Origin of the sequence: Nonomuraea sp. MG754425 (assembly GCF_021699195.1) — a bacterium.
In the GTDB taxonomy this organism is placed as follows: domain Bacteria; phylum Actinomycetota; class Actinomycetes; order Streptosporangiales; family Streptosporangiaceae; genus Nonomuraea.
In genome coordinates this window covers 1-15,114 of the sequence record NZ_SSXE01000253.1, presented here as the reverse complement: position 1 = coordinate 15,114, position 15,114 = coordinate 1, and the positions used below count along the sequence as shown (strand labels likewise).

The 15,114-nt window shown below is 70.4% G+C and carries 16 protein-coding genes and 1 pseudogene; 11 read left to right on the top strand and 6 right to left on the bottom strand.

The window, feature by feature from the left end:
• The 3 genes and pseudogenes from FAF44_RS48085 to FAF44_RS48075 all read left to right on the top strand — a co-directional run.
• The coding region (locus FAF44_RS48085; RefSeq protein WP_237110160.1) for a class F sortase at positions 1–714 on the top strand (714 nt) is incomplete at its 5' end.
• 23 nt (positions 715–737) lie between these two features.
• Positions 738–1,403, top strand: a complete 666-nt coding sequence (locus FAF44_RS48080; protein ID WP_237110159.1) for a hypothetical protein — start codon at positions 738–740, stop codon at positions 1,401–1,403.
• A 57-nt stretch (positions 1,404–1,460) separates the two neighbouring features.
• Positions 1,461–2,552: pseudogene (locus FAF44_RS48075) on the top strand (acetyl-CoA C-acyltransferase); the annotation flags it as partial.
• Positions 2,553–2,636: 84 nt separating this feature from the next.
• Here the strand turns inward: FAF44_RS48075 and FAF44_RS48070 are convergent.
• Positions 2,637–2,996, bottom strand: coding sequence for a MerR family transcriptional regulator (locus FAF44_RS48070; RefSeq protein WP_237110161.1), 360 nt, complete (start codon positions 2,994–2,996; stop codon positions 2,637–2,639).
• Between the two features lie 66 nt (positions 2,997–3,062).
• Between FAF44_RS48070 and FAF44_RS48065 the strand changes: the two genes are divergently transcribed.
• Positions 3,063–4,220, top strand: a complete 1,158-nt coding sequence (locus tag FAF44_RS48065) for an MFS transporter (protein WP_237110158.1) — start codon at positions 3,063–3,065, stop codon at positions 4,218–4,220.
• Here the strand turns inward: FAF44_RS48065 and FAF44_RS48060 are convergent.
• The 4 genes from FAF44_RS48060 to FAF44_RS48045 all read right to left on the bottom strand — a co-directional run bounded on the left by FAF44_RS48060 (position 4,178) and on the right by FAF44_RS48045 (position 7,366).
• Positions 4,178–5,644, bottom strand: coding sequence for a serine hydrolase (locus FAF44_RS48060; RefSeq protein ID WP_237110157.1), 1,467 nt, complete (start codon positions 5,642–5,644; stop codon positions 4,178–4,180). The genes FAF44_RS48065 and FAF44_RS48060 overlap by 43 nt on opposite strands.
• Positions 5,645–5,714: 70 nt before the next feature.
• Positions 5,715–6,047: a HEAT repeat domain-containing protein gene (locus tag FAF44_RS48055; protein ID WP_237110156.1), complete on the bottom strand. Its 333-nt coding sequence runs from the start codon at positions 6,045–6,047 to the stop codon at positions 5,715–5,717.
• A gap of 8 nt (positions 6,048–6,055) precedes the next feature.
• Positions 6,056–7,033 carry a hypothetical protein gene (locus FAF44_RS48050; RefSeq protein ID WP_237110155.1) on the bottom strand — a complete coding sequence of 326 codons (978 nt, stop codon included), beginning with the start codon at positions 7,031–7,033 and terminating at the stop codon, positions 6,056–6,058.
• Positions 7,034–7,039: 6 nt separating this feature from the next.
• Positions 7,040–7,366: a hypothetical protein gene (locus FAF44_RS48045; protein WP_237110154.1), complete on the bottom strand. Its 327-nt coding sequence runs from the start codon at positions 7,364–7,366 to the stop codon at positions 7,040–7,042.
• A gap of 160 nt (positions 7,367–7,526) precedes the next feature.
• On the opposite strand from FAF44_RS48045, the gene FAF44_RS48040 reads away from it, so the two are divergent.
• The 6 genes from FAF44_RS48040 to FAF44_RS48015 all read left to right on the top strand — a co-directional run bounded on the left by FAF44_RS48040 (position 7,527) and on the right by FAF44_RS48015 (position 13,548).
• Positions 7,527–7,922: a YbaB/EbfC family nucleoid-associated protein gene (locus tag FAF44_RS48040; protein ID WP_237110153.1), complete on the top strand. Its 396-nt coding sequence runs from the start codon at positions 7,527–7,529 to the stop codon at positions 7,920–7,922.
• Positions 7,923–7,936: 14 nt separating this feature from the next.
• On the top strand, positions 7,937–8,311 hold the full coding sequence (locus FAF44_RS48035) for a YbaB/EbfC family nucleoid-associated protein (protein ID WP_237110152.1): 375 nt from the start codon (positions 7,937–7,939) through the stop codon (positions 8,309–8,311).
• 60 nt (positions 8,312–8,371) lie between these two features.
• Positions 8,372–10,243: an acyl-CoA dehydrogenase family protein gene (locus tag FAF44_RS48030; RefSeq protein ID WP_237110151.1), complete on the top strand. Its 1,872-nt coding sequence runs from the start codon at positions 8,372–8,374 to the stop codon at positions 10,241–10,243.
• 204 nt (positions 10,244–10,447) lie between these two features.
• Positions 10,448–11,710, top strand: coding sequence for an extracellular solute-binding protein (locus tag FAF44_RS48025; RefSeq protein ID WP_237110150.1), 1,263 nt, complete (start codon positions 10,448–10,450; stop codon positions 11,708–11,710).
• A gap of 60 nt (positions 11,711–11,770) precedes the next feature.
• Complete coding sequence (locus tag FAF44_RS48020) at positions 11,771–12,655, top strand: carbohydrate ABC transporter permease (RefSeq protein WP_237110149.1); 885 nt, start codon at positions 11,771–11,773, stop codon at positions 12,653–12,655.
• The gene (locus FAF44_RS48015; RefSeq protein WP_237110148.1) at positions 12,634–13,548 is read left to right on the top strand and encodes a carbohydrate ABC transporter permease; all 915 of its coding nucleotides are present in this window, start codon (positions 12,634–12,636) and stop codon (positions 13,546–13,548) included. Before FAF44_RS48020 ends, FAF44_RS48015 begins: the two co-directional genes overlap by 22 nt.
• Before the next feature lie 44 nt (positions 13,549–13,592).
• Here the strand turns inward: FAF44_RS48015 and FAF44_RS48010 are convergent, their stop codons facing one another.
• Positions 13,593–14,333, bottom strand: coding sequence for a methyltransferase domain-containing protein (locus tag FAF44_RS48010; protein WP_237110147.1), 741 nt, complete (start codon positions 14,331–14,333; stop codon positions 13,593–13,595).
• 125 nt (positions 14,334–14,458) lie between these two features.
• On the opposite strand from FAF44_RS48010, the gene FAF44_RS48005 reads away from it, so the two are divergent.
• Entirely contained in the window at positions 14,459–14,998 is a 540-nt protein-coding gene (locus tag FAF44_RS48005; RefSeq protein WP_237110146.1) for an RNA polymerase sigma factor, read from the top strand.
• Positions 14,999–15,114 lie beyond the last annotated feature (116 nt).

The following is a 15,114-nucleotide window of genomic DNA, read 5'->3' as shown; positions in this document are numbered from 1 at the left end:
CCCCAGGACAAGGGCAGCACGGCGCTCAGGACGGTGCTGATCGCGGCCGCCGTCGCCGGGGTGGTGACGGTGGTGGCGGGCCTGCTGATCGTGCTCAAGTCCCCCCAGGAGTACGGCCTGCAGAGCAACAGGGACACCCTGAACCTGCAGGCCCAGCCCAAGCCGAGCGGCCAGCCCGAGCAGGCGTGGTTCCAGGCCCCGGCCAACGTGCCGCCGCCGCTGCCGCAGATCACCCCGGCGCCGCCGATGTTGCCGTCCACGCCGGTCCGGATCGTGATCAAGGATCTGGGCATCGACGCGCCGATCAAGTCCGTCGGCCTGGCCAAGGACGGTTCGATCGAGGTGCCTCCGTCGAACAACGCCAACCTGGTCGGCTGGTACCGGAACATGTCCACCCCGGGTGAGGTGGGCCCGGCGGTGCTGCTCGGGCACAAGGACACCAGGACGCGCGAGGCCGTGTTCGCCAAGTTGCCGAAGATCAAGAACGGCGACACCATCGAGATCAAGCGCCAGGACGGGACGACCGCGGTCTTCACGGTCGGCGGCGTCGAGCAGGCGAGCAAGAAGACCTTCCCGACGGAGCGTGTCTACGGGCGGCAGGACAACGCCCAACTGCACCTCATCACCTGCGGTGGCACCTACGATCGGTCCACCGGGCACTACACGGACAACGTCATCGTGTACGCGACGATGACGAGCTCTTATCGAAGCTGAGCGCGGAGGCGGGCATGGGCTGGATGGCGAAGCGGAGACTGCGTACTGGCCCCACAGCGGCGCTGCCGGCCAAACCGGATCCCGGTGAGCTGCTGCGGATCGTCCAGCTCGCCGATCCCGAGGCGCGGCGCGACGGTGACGACATCCTGGCGGTGGACGTCCGCGTGTGCGCTCCGGTGGCGGCCGAGGCCGCGCTGACCGGCGGCGAGCTGGAGACGGCGTGGGCGGTGCGGGTGGCGGCCGAGGGGCCGCTGCCGCTCGACTACTTCGACCGTTTCCTGGCGGAAGGGCTGGCCTTCCGGCTCGGCGGGCTGGCGGTGTGCCGGGGCGAGGTGAGCGATCCGGCCGACGACGGCGAGGGCGGGCCCGCGGTGATCCTGCCGGCCCGGCCGACGGCCGAGGAGCTGGCGCCCCTGCTGGAGCAGCAGGAGGAGGAGTTCGTGTTCGCGGCCGGCGACATCAAGGCCGCGCTGGTGCCGCAGAAGGGGCGGCCCCCGGCCGTCCAGGAGCTGCTGCCCTTCGCCGCCGAGCTGACCGCGATCGAGTTGCGCGGCGCGGACCCGGTGAAGCTGGGCGCGCTCGCGCTGGAGCTGGCCGAGGCGCTGAACGGGATCGCCGTCGACCGGTGGCGGTTCCGGTTCGACACGGCGGAGGACCTCGTGGCCCAGGCGGAACCTGCGCCAGAATGACGTTCTGTTGTACGCTGCCACTAGTAACCGAATAATGCTCGGTTTCCAGGAGGCACTGTGGCAGAGGCGTACATCGTCGGGGCGGTCCGCACCCCGGTCGGCAAGAAGAAGGGCGGCCTTTCCACCGTCCACCCCACTGACCTGGCCGCTCACACGCTGAAGGCGCTGATCGACCGCACCGGCGTCGACCCCGCGGCGGTCGAGGACGTCATCATGGGGTGCGTCATGCAGTTCGGCCCCCAGAGCATGGACATCGCGAGGAACGCCTGGTTGTCGGCGGGCCTTCCCGAGACCACCGCCGGAGTCACGATCGACCGGCAGTGCGGCTCCTCGCAGCAGTCCATCCACTTCGCCGCGCAGGGCGTCCTGTCCGGCACCCAGGACCTGGTCGTCGCGGCGGGCGTCGAGTCGATGAGCATCGTGCCCATGGGCTCCTCGATCACGGCGGCCCTGGAGAAGGGCATGCCGTTCCCGTTCGGGGACAAGTGGGTGGAGCGGTACGGCAAGCAGGAGATCTCGCAGTTCCGCGGCGCGGAGCTGATGTGCGAGAAGTGGGGCTACTCGCGGGACGTGCTGGAGCAGTACGCCTTCGAGTCCCACCAGCGCGCGGCCAAGGCCATCGCCAACGGCCACTTCAAGGACCAGATCGCCCCACTCAACGGGGTCGAGGACGACGAGGGCCCGCGCGCCGACACGACGCTGGAGAAGATGGCCGGGCTGAAGACGCTGAAGGAGGGCGGCCAGATCACCGCCGCCACCTCCTCGCAGATCTCCGACGGCTCCGGCGCCGTGCTGATCGCCTCCGAGCAGGCCGTCCGCGACCACGGGCTGACCCCGCGGGCCCGGATCCACCAGCTCGCGCTCATGGGCGACGACCCGGTCTACATGCTGACCGCGCCGATCCCCGCCACGCGGCGGGCGCTGGAGAAGGCCGGCATGTCGATCGGCGACATCGACGTGGTCGAGATCAACGAGGCGTTCGCCCCGGTGCCGCTGGCCTGGATGCACGAGCTGGAGGCCGACCCGGCCCGGGTCAACCCGAACGGCGGGGCCATCGCGCTCGGCCACCCGCTCGGCGGCACGGGCGCGATGGCGCGAGCACGCATACGAAGGCTCCTTCACGTAATTCGGGGACGTCGTGGCGTCCGGGACCGGATGTGGTGCTGGTGCGAATTACAGGTAAAGGCGCATGTCCATGAGGCTAAGGGGCTCGCGGAAAGCCGCGCAACCGAATTAACGCCCGATCGCGGCGGCGCCGATCACGAGGTCGAGGGCGGCCCTGGACTCGTTGAGGTCGCGCATCGCCTGGTCGATCCGGTCGCGTTCCCTGCGCAGTTGCCCGACCACGTCGGGGCAGGTGGGGGCCAGGCGCTCGCCTTCGGCCCGCAGGCAGGGCAGCACGGCGGCGATCGTCGAGGTGCTCAGGCCGGCCGAGAGCAGACAGCGGACGCGGCGCACGGTCTCGACGTGCTCCTCGGTGTACTCGCGGTAGCCGCTGGGCAGGCGGGCCGGGTCGAGCAGGCCCTGCTCCTCGTAGTAGCGCAGGAGCCGTTCGTTCACACCGGTACGCCGGACGAGTTCGCCGATGCGCATGTGCCCTCCCTCACCGGGCCGGACGGCCTTGACTCTCACATACATGTGAGACTTTAGCGTGCCTGCATGAAGAAGAGCGTTCTGGTGCCGGCCGTGCTCATGGTGAGCGTGTTCGTGGTCGGCACGTCCGAGTACCTCATCGCGGGATTGTTGCCCCAGGTGGCCGCCGACCTGAAGGTTTCCGTGTCCACGGCCGGGCAGACCGTCACCGCGTACGCGCTGGGCGTGGTGATCGGCGGGCCCCTCGTGACGATCGCGACCGTGCGGTTGCCGCGCAAGGGACTGGCGCTGGGCTTGCTGCTGCTGTTCGCCGCCGGGAACGCGGTCTGCGCGGCGGCCGGCTCGTACGAAATGCTGATCGCCGGGCGGGTGGTCGCCTCGCTGAGCCACGCCGCGTTCCTGACCCTGGCGCTGATGGTCACCACGCGGGTGGTCGAGCCGCACCGCGTCGGCATGGCCATCGCCGCCGTGGGCTCGGGCTTCTCGGTGGCCACCCTGCTGGGCGTGCCCCTGGGGGTGCTGCTGGGGGAGAGCTCGGGCTGGCGGACGCCGTTCGCGGTGCTGGCCGCGCTGGCGGTGGCGGTGACCGTGCTGCTGGCCGCCGTGCTGCCCCGGCAGGAGGCGTCGCCCACCAGCGTACGGGCCGAGATCGCCACGGTGCTGGGACGGCGGGTCCTGGTCGTGCTCGCCACGACGGCGGTCGGACTGGCCGCGACCTCGACCGTGTTCACCTACCTGGCCCCCACCCTGACCGAGATCACCGGGTTCGGGCCGGCGGCGGTGTCCACGCTGCTGCTCGTCTACGGCGCGGGCAGCCTGGCCGGCGGGCTGGCGGCGGGACGGCTGGCGGACCGCTCGCTCGCCGGCACCGTGCGCGGCACGTTCCTGGGCCTGGCCGTGGTGCTGGCCGTCTTCCCGTTCGCGGTGCCGTCGGCGGGGCCGGCCGTGGCGGCGGTGCTGGTCCTGGGCCTGCTGACCTCGGCCACCACGCCGGTGCTGCAGAGCCTGCTGCTGCGGCAGGCCGGGTCGGCCCCGACGCTGGCCGTGTCGGTGAACGTGTGCGCGTTCAACATCGGGATCGCGGCCGGGTCGGCGCTGGGCGGCGGGCTCGTGGCGATGGACGGGCTGCGCTGGCTCGGCCTGGCCGCCGCCGTGCTGAGCCTGGCCGCGCTCGCCATCAGCTACGCCGCCGTCCCGCGCCGCGACCTCGCTCCGGCCGGCTGAGCGCGTCCGTCACGGGCCTTCGGCTCGCGCAGCGCGCGGATCCGGGCGGCGGCCACCCCGAGCCCGGCGAGCGCCGCGACCAGGACGGTGATCGACAAGGGTGCGGGGAAGTAGGTGAGCTGGGCCCAGGTGACGGTCCGCCCGTTCATCAGGAACGACACCAGATCGGGATACCCGGCCAGCACCCCGGCCGGGACGAGCGCGGGCGCCAGCCGCAACCAGGCCAGCCGGCGCGGCCGGCCCGCCCGCCTGGCCGCCCAGCGCCGCGCCCGCACCCCGCCCAGCACGCCCAGCCCGGCCGCGACCAGCGCGATCACGGCCAGCACCGCTTCGAAGAGCTGCCGGTCGTGCCCCGGGCCCGCCGGAGTCCTGCCCTCGCTCAGCGCCGCGAGCCCGGTCATGACGTCGTACGTCGGGTCGTACAGGGTGGCGCTGTTGGCCAGCACCGCGAAGCCGTAGCCGGTCCTGGGCGAGAGGGCCTCGACGGCGTTGTAGGTGAACAGGTTGCCCGAGTGCACGAGCCGCCCGTCCTCCTCCACCCCCCACCCCATCCCGTACGGGCGCAGCGCGCTGGGCCGGTGCATGGTCTCCAGGCTGTCCCGCCCGACCAGCGGGCTCCCGTCGCCCGCCTGCGCGATCAGCCACCTGCCCATGTCGGCGGCGGTGGTGACGACCCCGCCCGCGCCGCTGTCGTCCTGGAAACCCGGCAGCTCGGGGCGGGGCAGCCAGGCACCGAAGAACGAGTTGTAGCCGTCCGCGACCGGCACGTCCTCGACGGACACGGCGCTGGACGTCATGCCGAGCGGCCCGAACACCCGATCACGCAGGTAGTCGCCGAACGGCCGCCCGCTCGCCACCTCCACCAGCCGGGCGGCCAGGTCGTAGTTGACGTTGCAGTACTCGTAGCGGGTGCCGGGTTCGGCGGCGAGCCGGGAGCCGGCCAGGCGGGCGGTGTGGTCGGCCAGGGAGGTGGCGCTCTCGGTGGCGCCGATGTCCACCGTGCGGTCCGACAGGCCGGAGGTCTGGTTGAGCAGGTGCCGCACGGTGATCCGCGCCGCCCTGGGGTCGGCCATCGCGAAGCCGGGCAGTCGGGCGGCGACCGGCTCGTCCAGCGTGATCGCGCCCCGCTCCACGAGCGTCATGACGGCCATGGCGGTGAACGACTTGCTCACCGACGCCACCCGCATCGGGGTGTCCTCGGTGACCGGGCGGCCTGCGGAGTCGTGGCCGTACCCGGCCGCGTGCACGACCTCGCCGTCGTGCGTCACGACCACGGACAGGCCGGGGACGCCGGTGCTCTCCATCGCCTCGCGCAGGTAGGCGTCGATGGCGGCGGGCGTCAGCTCCGGGGAGGCGGCGGCGGGCGTCGCGGTGAGGACGGAGGTCGCGGTCAAGGTCAGGGCGATGGCGAGAAGCGGTTTCACGTGAGGAAACCTAGAAAGCCGCGACCCCCTCCCGCCTCTGCCGAGCGTCCAGGAAGGCCCCTGACGAAAGTCAGGTCTCTTGGGCGGTGAACATCCTGATGTCGTCCAGGGCGTTCTCCGCCGTGCCGCCGACCTCGGGATCGTCCAGGAGGGCCTGGAGCCGGGGAAGCACGAGGTGGTGGTCGATGCGGCGGTGGATGCGGGCCACGTGGCCCAGGCTGAGCGCCGCCGCGCGCCGCACGTCAGGCGACGGATGGGCGAGCAGTTCCAGCGCCCAGTCCTGGACCCATTCCCCGTCCTCCTCGTGGAAGGCGGCCGAGATCAGCGCCGCGCTGATCCCGTCGGCGTCGCCCGCGGCCACGGCCGCGCGAAGCCGCTGCCGACCGGTCGGCTGTGGTTCCACGTATCTCATCATTTTCTGGGCCTTCCCTTCCCGTCCAGGCCGAAGGCTCTGCGCAACACGGACTGCTGTTTGTTGTCCAGCTCGTCCCAGGTTCGCTGATGCCCGTGGTACTCGTCGCCCCTGGTCCGATCGAAGACGACGAACTCGCCGGTGTTCTCGTCGCGCGCGAGCCGGCGGTCGGTGTTGGCGCTCTGCGCGATGGAGTTGTCGAGGGACTGCTGAGGGTTGGACGGCGCCGCGTTCGACCGTCCGCCCTGGCTGGCGCGGCCTTCCGCGTGTTTCGGGCTGCCGCCCCACCAGCGGGTGCGTTCCGGTGTTCCGCCGCCGCCCGATCCCTGTGAGCCTCCGCTGTCACCGGAGTTCCGCTTCTTCCGCCCCATGAGGGCCATGCCCGGCATGTCCCGCCCGACGCCCTGACCGCGCGCGGTGTCGAGCCGGGGCAGGCCCCTGCGGACGTCGTCGAAACGGCCGGTGGAGTTATGCGCCAAGGCGGGCCGGAACATCCGGTGCACGCCCTCGGCGCCCTCGCGCTGGACGTTGGTGATCGCGATCCTGCCGCGCAGCAGCTCGCGCATCGTCAGCGGGCCCGCCGCCGGGCCGCCCATCAGCATCGTCCTGAGGATCCGGGCCGAGGTGTAGACTGCGCCGCTGATCACGGCCAGTTGCACGCCGGTGGTCAGGGAGGCGGCGCCGGTCAGCAGCCGGGGCATGTACTCGACCGCCGAGGTCGCCTTGCTCATCAGCTCCAGCGCCCCGCCGGGGGAACCGTACAGGCCGGCCAGCGCGGTGGCGGACTCCCCTCGGTAGTCCGTGCTCACCGCGGCGGTGGTGGTCTCGGCTGCCGTGCCGGTCTTCGCCGATCCGTCCTGCACGGTGTTCCAGATGTCGCGATGGAGCAGGATCTCCGACGTCTTGACGTTCGGGTAGCGCACGCCGATCGTCTCCAGGACGGCGTCCACCTCGGGCGGGACGGTCAGGTCCGGCATGCGCGCTCAGACCGGGTAGGCGTGGGCGGGCGGCTGCGGCCCGTACGGGCCGGCCTCGGCGTCGGCGATGTTGGCCCGCGCGGTGTCCAGGCCGTCGCCGGTCTCGGCCAGGAAGGTGGAGATGCTCCGCAGCGCCTCCACCCCGAACAGGCCGCACCGGGCGTACTCCTCGTACAGCCCGGAGAACAGCCCGGTGTCGTCACCCCAGGACTGGCAGCCGTACCCGCGTTCCTGGAGCCGCCGCAGGGCGGCGGAGTACTGCTCGCCATGGCGGCGCATCAGTCCCGCGTGCTGCGTGACCTGCGCGCCTGCGATCTCGATCCCCGAATCCATGCCGCGTTACCCTAGCTTAATGATCACGAAAACTTGCGTTAAGTCGTTATTGACGAGTTATTGCGCGATATAAGCAAAATCCGTGGATTCATTGCGTGATTTCGGCCGCTGCCGCGTGACTACACTGCCGTGACCCCACCGTGCCGACCATCGGAGTCCCGTGCTACCCACCACCCCGTCACCCCAGGACGACATCGAGCAGGCCGAGCGGATCCTGCGCAGGGGCCGGGAGGTGACGCGGCGGATCCAGCAGGCCCAGGCGCAGGTCGCGGAGGTCACCGGCCGGGCGGAGAACGCGGACGGCACGGTCCGGGCGGTCAGCGACGGACGCGGCGTCATCACGGCGCTGACCCTCGACCCGCGCGCCCTGCGGCTCGGCCGCGCGGCGCTCGGCGAGCAGGTGACCGCCGTGCTCCGGCGGGCCCAGCACGACGCCGAGCGGCAGGCCGCGGAGATCGTGGACGACGCACTCGCCGACACCGCCGACCTGCCCCGTCCACTGGACGAGAGCTTCATCCGCGAGCGGCTCGGCCAGATCGCCCGTGAGCTGCTCTGACACCGGAGGTGAGCGTGTTCGGACCGCGTAGGAGCCCCGCCGACATCACTGAGGCGGAACTCGCCCGCCACGCGCAGGAGGCGGAGCGGATCACGGCGTGGAGCGAGCAGGTGGAGAGCGACCTCGAGGAGATCGTCGGCACCGGCACGGGCGCCTCGGGCCACATCGTCGCGACCGTGACGGCGGAGGGCAAGGTGCGCACGGTCATCATCGGGGAGCGCGCCATGGGACTGGACAGCCGGACGCTGGCCGAAGAGGTGCTGTCCGCCCTCGACCAGGCCATGGCCGACGCGGAGCGCAAGACCGAGGAGCTGATCCGGGAGAACCTGCCGGGCTTCGACCCGTCCGGTGTCGCCGCCCTGTTCGAACGCCTGGGAAGGCTCTCGTGACGCGCCGCTAAGACCAACTCCGGCGGGCAGTACCCATGGCACAGACCGTCGGGAGATGCCATGAGCCAGCACACCAAGTACGCGGAGTCCAGGCAGGTCGGCGAGCAGGCGCGGGAGAAGGAGTGGACGCGCCCGAGCTTCGCCAAGCAGCTCTTCCTCGGCGACTTCCGGCTGGACCTGGTGCACCCGGCGCCCAGGCCGTCCGAGGAGTCGGCCGCGAAGGGGGAGGAGTTCGTCAGGGCGCTGCGCCGCTTCCTCGCCGCGCACGTCGATCCCGCGCTCATCGAGCGGACCGCCCAGGTGCCCGACGACGTGGTGCGAGGGCTGGCCGGGCTGGGCGCGTTCGGGATGACGATCAAGGAGGAGTACGGCGGGCTCGGCCTGCCGTACCTGTACTATTGCCGCGCCCTGACGCTCGTCGGCTCCTACTGCCCGGCGCTGGCCACGCTGCTGTCGGCGCACCAGTCGATCGGGGTGCCGCAGCCGCTCAAGCTGTTCGGCACCGAGGAGCAGAAGCGCGAGTTCCTGCCCAGGTGCGCGGCGGGCGAGATCTCGGCGTTCCTGCTGACCGAGCCCGACGTCGGCTCCGACCCCGCGCGGCTGGCCACCACCGCCGTACGCGACGGCGACGAGTACGTGCTCGACGGCGTCAAGCTCTGGACCACCAACGGCGTCATCGCCGACCTGCTGGTGGTCATGGCCAGGACCGGAACGAAGATCAGCGCGTTCGTGGTCGAGGCCGACACGCCGGGCATCACGGTCACCCGGCGCAACGCGTTCATGGGGCTGCGCGGCATCGAGAACGGCGTCACCGAGTTCTCCCAGGTCAGGGTGCCCGCCCGGAACCTCATCGGCAAGGAGGGCGAAGGGCTGCGCATCGCGCTCACCACGCTCAACACCGGCCGCCTGTCGTTGCCCGCCACCTGTGCGGGGAACGCCAAGTGGGCCGTCAAGATCGCCCGCGAGTGGGGCAACGCGCGGGTCCAGTGGGGGCGGAAGATCGGCCTGCACGAGGCCGTGGCCGCCAAGATCGCCTTCGTCGCCGCCACCGCGTACGCGCTGGAGGCCGTCTGCGAGCTGACCGCCCGCCTGGCCGACGACCGGCGCAACGACATCAGGCTGGAGGCGGCGATGGCCAAGCTGTTCGCCTCGGAGCTGTCGTACCAGGTGCTGGACGAACTGGTGCAGCTACGCGGCGGGCGCGGCTACGAGAGCGCCGAGTCGCTGTCGGCCAGGGGCGAGCGCGGGGTGCCCGCCGAGCAGATGTTGCGCGACTCCCGTATCAACCGCATCTTCGAGGGCTCCTCGGAGATCATGCGCCTGGCGATCACCCGTGAGGCGGTGGACGCCCACCTGTCGGCCGCGGGCGAGCTGATCAACCCCGAGGCCGGCCGCCAGGAACGCGTCCAGGCGCTGGGCCGGGCCGGCCGTTTCTACGCCGGCTGGCTGCCCACGCTGCTGGCCGGCAGCGGCAACCTGCCCGCCTCGTACGCACCCTTCGGCCCGCTGGCCACGCACCTGCGCTTCGTGGAGCGGGCCAGCAGGAAGCTGGCCAGGTCCACCTTCTACGGCATGTCCCGCTGGCAGGGCGGCCTGGAGCACAAACAGTCCTTCCTCGGCAGGATCGTGGACATCGGGGCCGAGTTGTACGCGATGACCGCCGTCTGCCTCAAGGCCGAGGAGGACTCGGGCGACCTGGGCCACCGGCCGTACGAGCTCGCCGGCACCTTCTGCCACCAGGCCCGCGTCCGCGTGGACGCGCTGTTCGAGCGCCTGTGGGACAACAGCGACAACCACGACGTGCGCCTGGCCGGTTACGTGCTGGACGGCCGGTACACCTTCGTCGAGGAGGGCATCCTCGACCCGTCGATCGAGGGCCCGTGGATCGGCGTGCCGAAGGGCGGGGAGAACGTTCGCCGCAAGATCATCTGACCAGCCGGTCTAGACCGGTGATGGGCTGGATCTTCGCCGAGTGTTGTCAAACCGAGACAGCCCGGTATAGACCGGCTGCGGAACTCCGGCTTACGCTGACGCGAACGCGGGCGCACCCCGGCTCGCGTGCACATCCCCCTGGGCGGGGTTCCGCCTGCTGGTCCGTACCAGCGGAGCCCGTCCGACGAGAAGGCGGTATCTCCAGTGAACAAGAAGCTTGTGGGCGGCGCCGCTCTCGGCCTTGCCACCATGCTGGTCCTGTCCAGTTGCGGCTCCGGCGACACGGGCGACACGGGCGACACGGGCGACACCCAGGTCACGCTCAAGATGGTCGCCGCCGACTACGGCGACGGACCCGGCAAGCCGAACTCCGGCGAGACGTTCTGGAAGGGCGTCACCGACGCGTTCACCGCGGCCAACCCGAACATCAAGGTCGAGGTCCAGGTCATCAACTGGAACGACATCGACAAGCAAGTCGCCACGATGGTCCAGAACGGCCAGGTCCCCGACATCCTGCAGACCGGCGACTACTCCGGATTCGTCGAGGACGGCCTGCTGTACAAGGTGGACGAGGTCCTGTCCCCGAACGTCTCCGGCGACATGCTGCAGAAGTTCGCCGACTTCGGCAAGGTGGACGGCGCCGCCTACGGCATCCCGTTCGTCTCCTCGGCCCGCGCCCTGTTCTACAACAAGGACCTGTTCGAGCAGGCGAAGATCACCGAGCCGCCGAAGACGTGGGACGAGCTCAAGGCCGCCGCCGAGAAGCTGAAGGCGGCCGGCGTGACGCAGCCGTTCGGCCTGCCGCTCGGCCAGGAGGAGGCCCAGGGCGAGTCGTTCCTGTGGATGCTCGGCAACGGCGGCGGCTACAAGGACGCCTCCGGCAAGTGGGCGATCGACTCGGCGCAGAACGTCGAGACCTTCACGTACATGAAGGGCCTGGTGGACGCCGGCCTGACCACCCCCAACCCGGGCACCAAGGACCGCAAGACGGTCTGGGAGGACTTCGGCGCCGGCAAGGTCGGCATGGTCAACGGCGGCCCCATGTCCATCCCGATCTTCGACGCGGCCGGGCTGAAGAACTACGGCGTCGCGCCCATCCCCGGCAAGAGCGGCCCGCTCGACACCACGCTCGGCGTCATGGACTGGATCATGGCGTTCAACAAGAACGGCCACGCCGCCGAGATCAAGAAGTTCTTCGACTTCTTCTACACCGGGGACGCCGCCCAGAAGATCTCCGACACCTACAAGCTGCTGCCCGTCACCAACGGCGGCATCCAGAAGCTGTCCGGCGACGAGAAGCTCAAGCCGTTCCTCGACGCCCTGCCCAACGCCAGCTTCTACCCCTTCCAGGACCCCAAGTGGGCCACCGTGAACCCGGCGATCAAGCAGACCATCGGCGGGGCCGTCAAGGACGACCCGGCCAAGGTCCTCGGTGAGCTGCAGAAGACCGCCGAAGCGGCCGGCTGAACCATCGGCACCGGGGTACGGCCGGCGCTCGCCGGCCGTACCGTCCTGGAAAGGTATGTCATGAGAAGGTTGCGCGCCCTGGAACCCCTCGCCTGGGTCGGGCCCGCCATCGTGCTGATCGCGCTGGTCGTCCTCTGGCCGGTCGTCGAGATGATCAGGTCCTCCTTCCTCGAGATCAGCCGCCTGGGCGTGGTCCGCGGCTACACCGGGTTCGACAACTACGGCAAGCTCTTCGCCGAGAAGGACTTCGCCGACGTCATGGTCCGCAGCGTGATCTGGGTGGTCGCGGTCGTCGCGCTCACCGTGCTCGTCTCGCTCGCCCTGGCCCAGCTCTTCAACCAGCGCTTCCCGCTGCGCAAGCTCGCCCGCTGGGCGCTCATCGCCCCGTGGGCCGCGTCGGTGCTGATGACGGCGATCATCTTCAAGTGGATGCTCGACCCCGAGGTGGGCGTGATCAACCAGATCCGGGTCGGGCTCGGGCTGATCGACGCGATGGGCGGAGCCGCCGCCGACCAGCTCGGCGACGCCTCGACGGCCATGCCGTGGCTGGTGTTCGTCGCGGTGTTCGTGTCGGTGCCGTTCACCACGTACGCGCTGCTCGCCGGCCTCGCGACGATCCCCTCCGACGTGTACGAGGCCGCCCGGATGGACGGAGCCGGACGGCTGCGGACGTACTGGTCGATCACGCTGCCGCTGCTGCGCCCCGCGCTCACCGTGGCGGCCCTGATCAACGTCATGAACGTCTTCAACAGCTTCCCGATCATCTGGGCGATGACCCACGGCCAGCCGGGCTACTCGACGGCCACCTCGACCATCCTCATGTACATCCTCAAGGGCTCCGACATCGGCGAATCCGCTGCCATGTCCGTCGTCAACTTCGGCATGGTGATCGTGCTGACCGTGATCTTCCTCAAGGTGTCACGGTGGAACAGGGAGGTGGCGTGATGGCGGTCAGGACCGCGCCAGCCGAGGCCCGGCCCCGCCGCCAGCACGCCCGCACCGGGCGCGGCGGCGTCGCGCGGGCGATGCCCAGGCTCAAGACCGTGCTCATCGCGGCCACCGCCTACGCCGTCGCGTTGCTGTTCCTGTTCCCGTACGTGGTCATGCTCCTGACCTCGCTGCGTTCACAGCGGTCGCTGCGTGACGTGACGTTCTGGCCCGAGGAGTGGGTGTGGTCGAACCTCGCCGACTTCTGGAGCAGCGGCCTGGCCGGCAACCTGTGGGTGACGCTCAAGGTGGCGGCCGGCTCCACCGTTCTCGTACTGCTGGTCGCGCTGCCCGCCGCGTACTACTCGGCCCGGCACCGCTTCCGTGGCCGCACCGCGTTCCTGATCCTCGTGCTGATCACCCAGATGTTCCAGCCGACGGCCATGGTGGTCGGCATCTACCGCGAGTTCTTCCAGTTCGGGCTAGTGGACTCGATCTGGGCGCTGATCCTCGTCAACGGCGGCTTCAACCTCGCCTTCGCCGTGTGGATCCTGAACGCGTACTTCTCCTCCATCCCGCGCGAGCTGGAGGAGGCCGCCTTCATCGACGGCAACGGGCGCTTCGGCGCGCTGTTCCGGATCACGCTGCCGCTGGCCATGCCCGGCGTCATCACAGCGTTGATCTTCACCTTCATCGCCGCGTGGAACGAGTTCGTGGTCGCGCTGACCCTGACCACGACGACGGAGAACCAGCCGCTCCCCGTGGCGCTCAACTCGTTCATCGGGCAGTACCAGGTGGACTGGCAGAACCTGTTCGCCGGCTCGGTGATCGCCACCATCCCGGTGATCATCCTGTTCGCCCTGATCGAGCGGAAGGTGGTCGGCGGGCTCACCGCCGGCTCCATCAAGTGACCCGCCCGGCCGCGCCCCGGTGACCCCGGGCGCGGCCGGGTGTGTCAGCGCTGCTGGGGAACGCGGGCCACGCAGAACACGGTCTGGCCGAACGGCGGCCGGACGAATCGCTCGATGAACCTGGTCAGCGGCACCACCGTGCGGTCGTAGATCTTGACCAGGCGCGGGTCGGGGTAGCCGACGCCGCCCCGGCGCACGGCCGCCCACCAGGCGATGCCGCCCAGGAAGTTGATCGGCTTGAGCACCTCGACGTCGAGCCCGGCCTTGGCGACCGCCGTGCCCAGCGTCTTGGGCGTGTACCGCTGGACGTGCCCCACCTTGCGGTCGAACTCTCCATAAAGCTGCGGGTAGCCAGGCACCCAGATGATGATCCGCCCGCCCGGCAGCGTCACGCGCGCCAGCGAGCGCAGCGCCTCCGCGTCGTCCTCGATGTGCTCCAGGACGTTCATCATGACCACCGTGTCGACCTTGTCCCGCAGCGGGATGTCGGTCGGCAGCCCGAACTGCAGCACGCTGATGTCGTCGCGGTCGACGAAGCGCTTCTCCAACTGCTCGACGCAGTAGGGGTCGAAGTCGCTCACCACGAGCCGGTCGAGTCGCGGCAGGAACTGTTCGGCGAAGTGGCCGAGCCCCGAGCCGATCTCCAGCATCGAGCGGCCGACATGCGGGGCGACCATGTCGAACTCGTACTGCCGATAGTTCTTGGCCTCGTCCCCACCGAGGTGGTTCTCCAGGGCCTCGTCACCGGCCGCCGGTTGCACTACACGGTCATACCCAGAAGACATAATCCCGTTCCTTCGAAGGGCTCACGGATTGCCCGAGTCTAATGCCCTGCACAGTCACCAGGATGACACGATCAGCGAAACGGTCTTCCCCCTTTGACCTCTCATGGGGTGGAATCTGAGTCGCCATGGACGACGAGGAGGCGATCGCCCGCTCGCGCGACGGCGACCTTTCGGCCTACGAGGTCCTGGTCGCCCGGTACAGCGCGCTCGCCCACCGCACCGCCTTCCTGCTCGGGGCCGGTGACGAGGCCGAAGACGTGGTGCAGGAGGCGTTCGTCAAGGCGTTCCGGCACCTGTCCGGCTTCCGCCAGGACGCCCCCTTCCGGCCGTGGCTGCTGCGCATCGTCGCCAACGAGACCCACAACCTGACCCGCTCGCGCGGGCGGCGCACCTCGCTCGTGCTGCGGCTGGGAGCCACCGCCGACACGCGGGCGCCCGACGACCCGGAGGGCGCCGCCGTCGCCACCGACCGGCGCTCGCGCCTGCTGGCGGCGGTACGCGGGCTGCCGGAGCGGGAACGCCAGGCCGTCGTGTGCCGGTACTTCTTACAACTGAGCGAAGCGGAGACCGCGCAGGTGCTCGACTGGCCCGTCGGCACCGTCAAGTCCAGTACCCATCGGGGGCTGGCCCGGCTGAGGGAGGAGGTGGGCGATGAACTCGCGTGACCCTCTCGACCCTGCCGACGGCAGCCCCGACGACTTCGAGGACCTTGAGGCCGAGTTGCTGGCCCTGGGCGACCTGCTCGACGCCCCCGACCCGCCTCCGTCCGACGTGTCCGCAG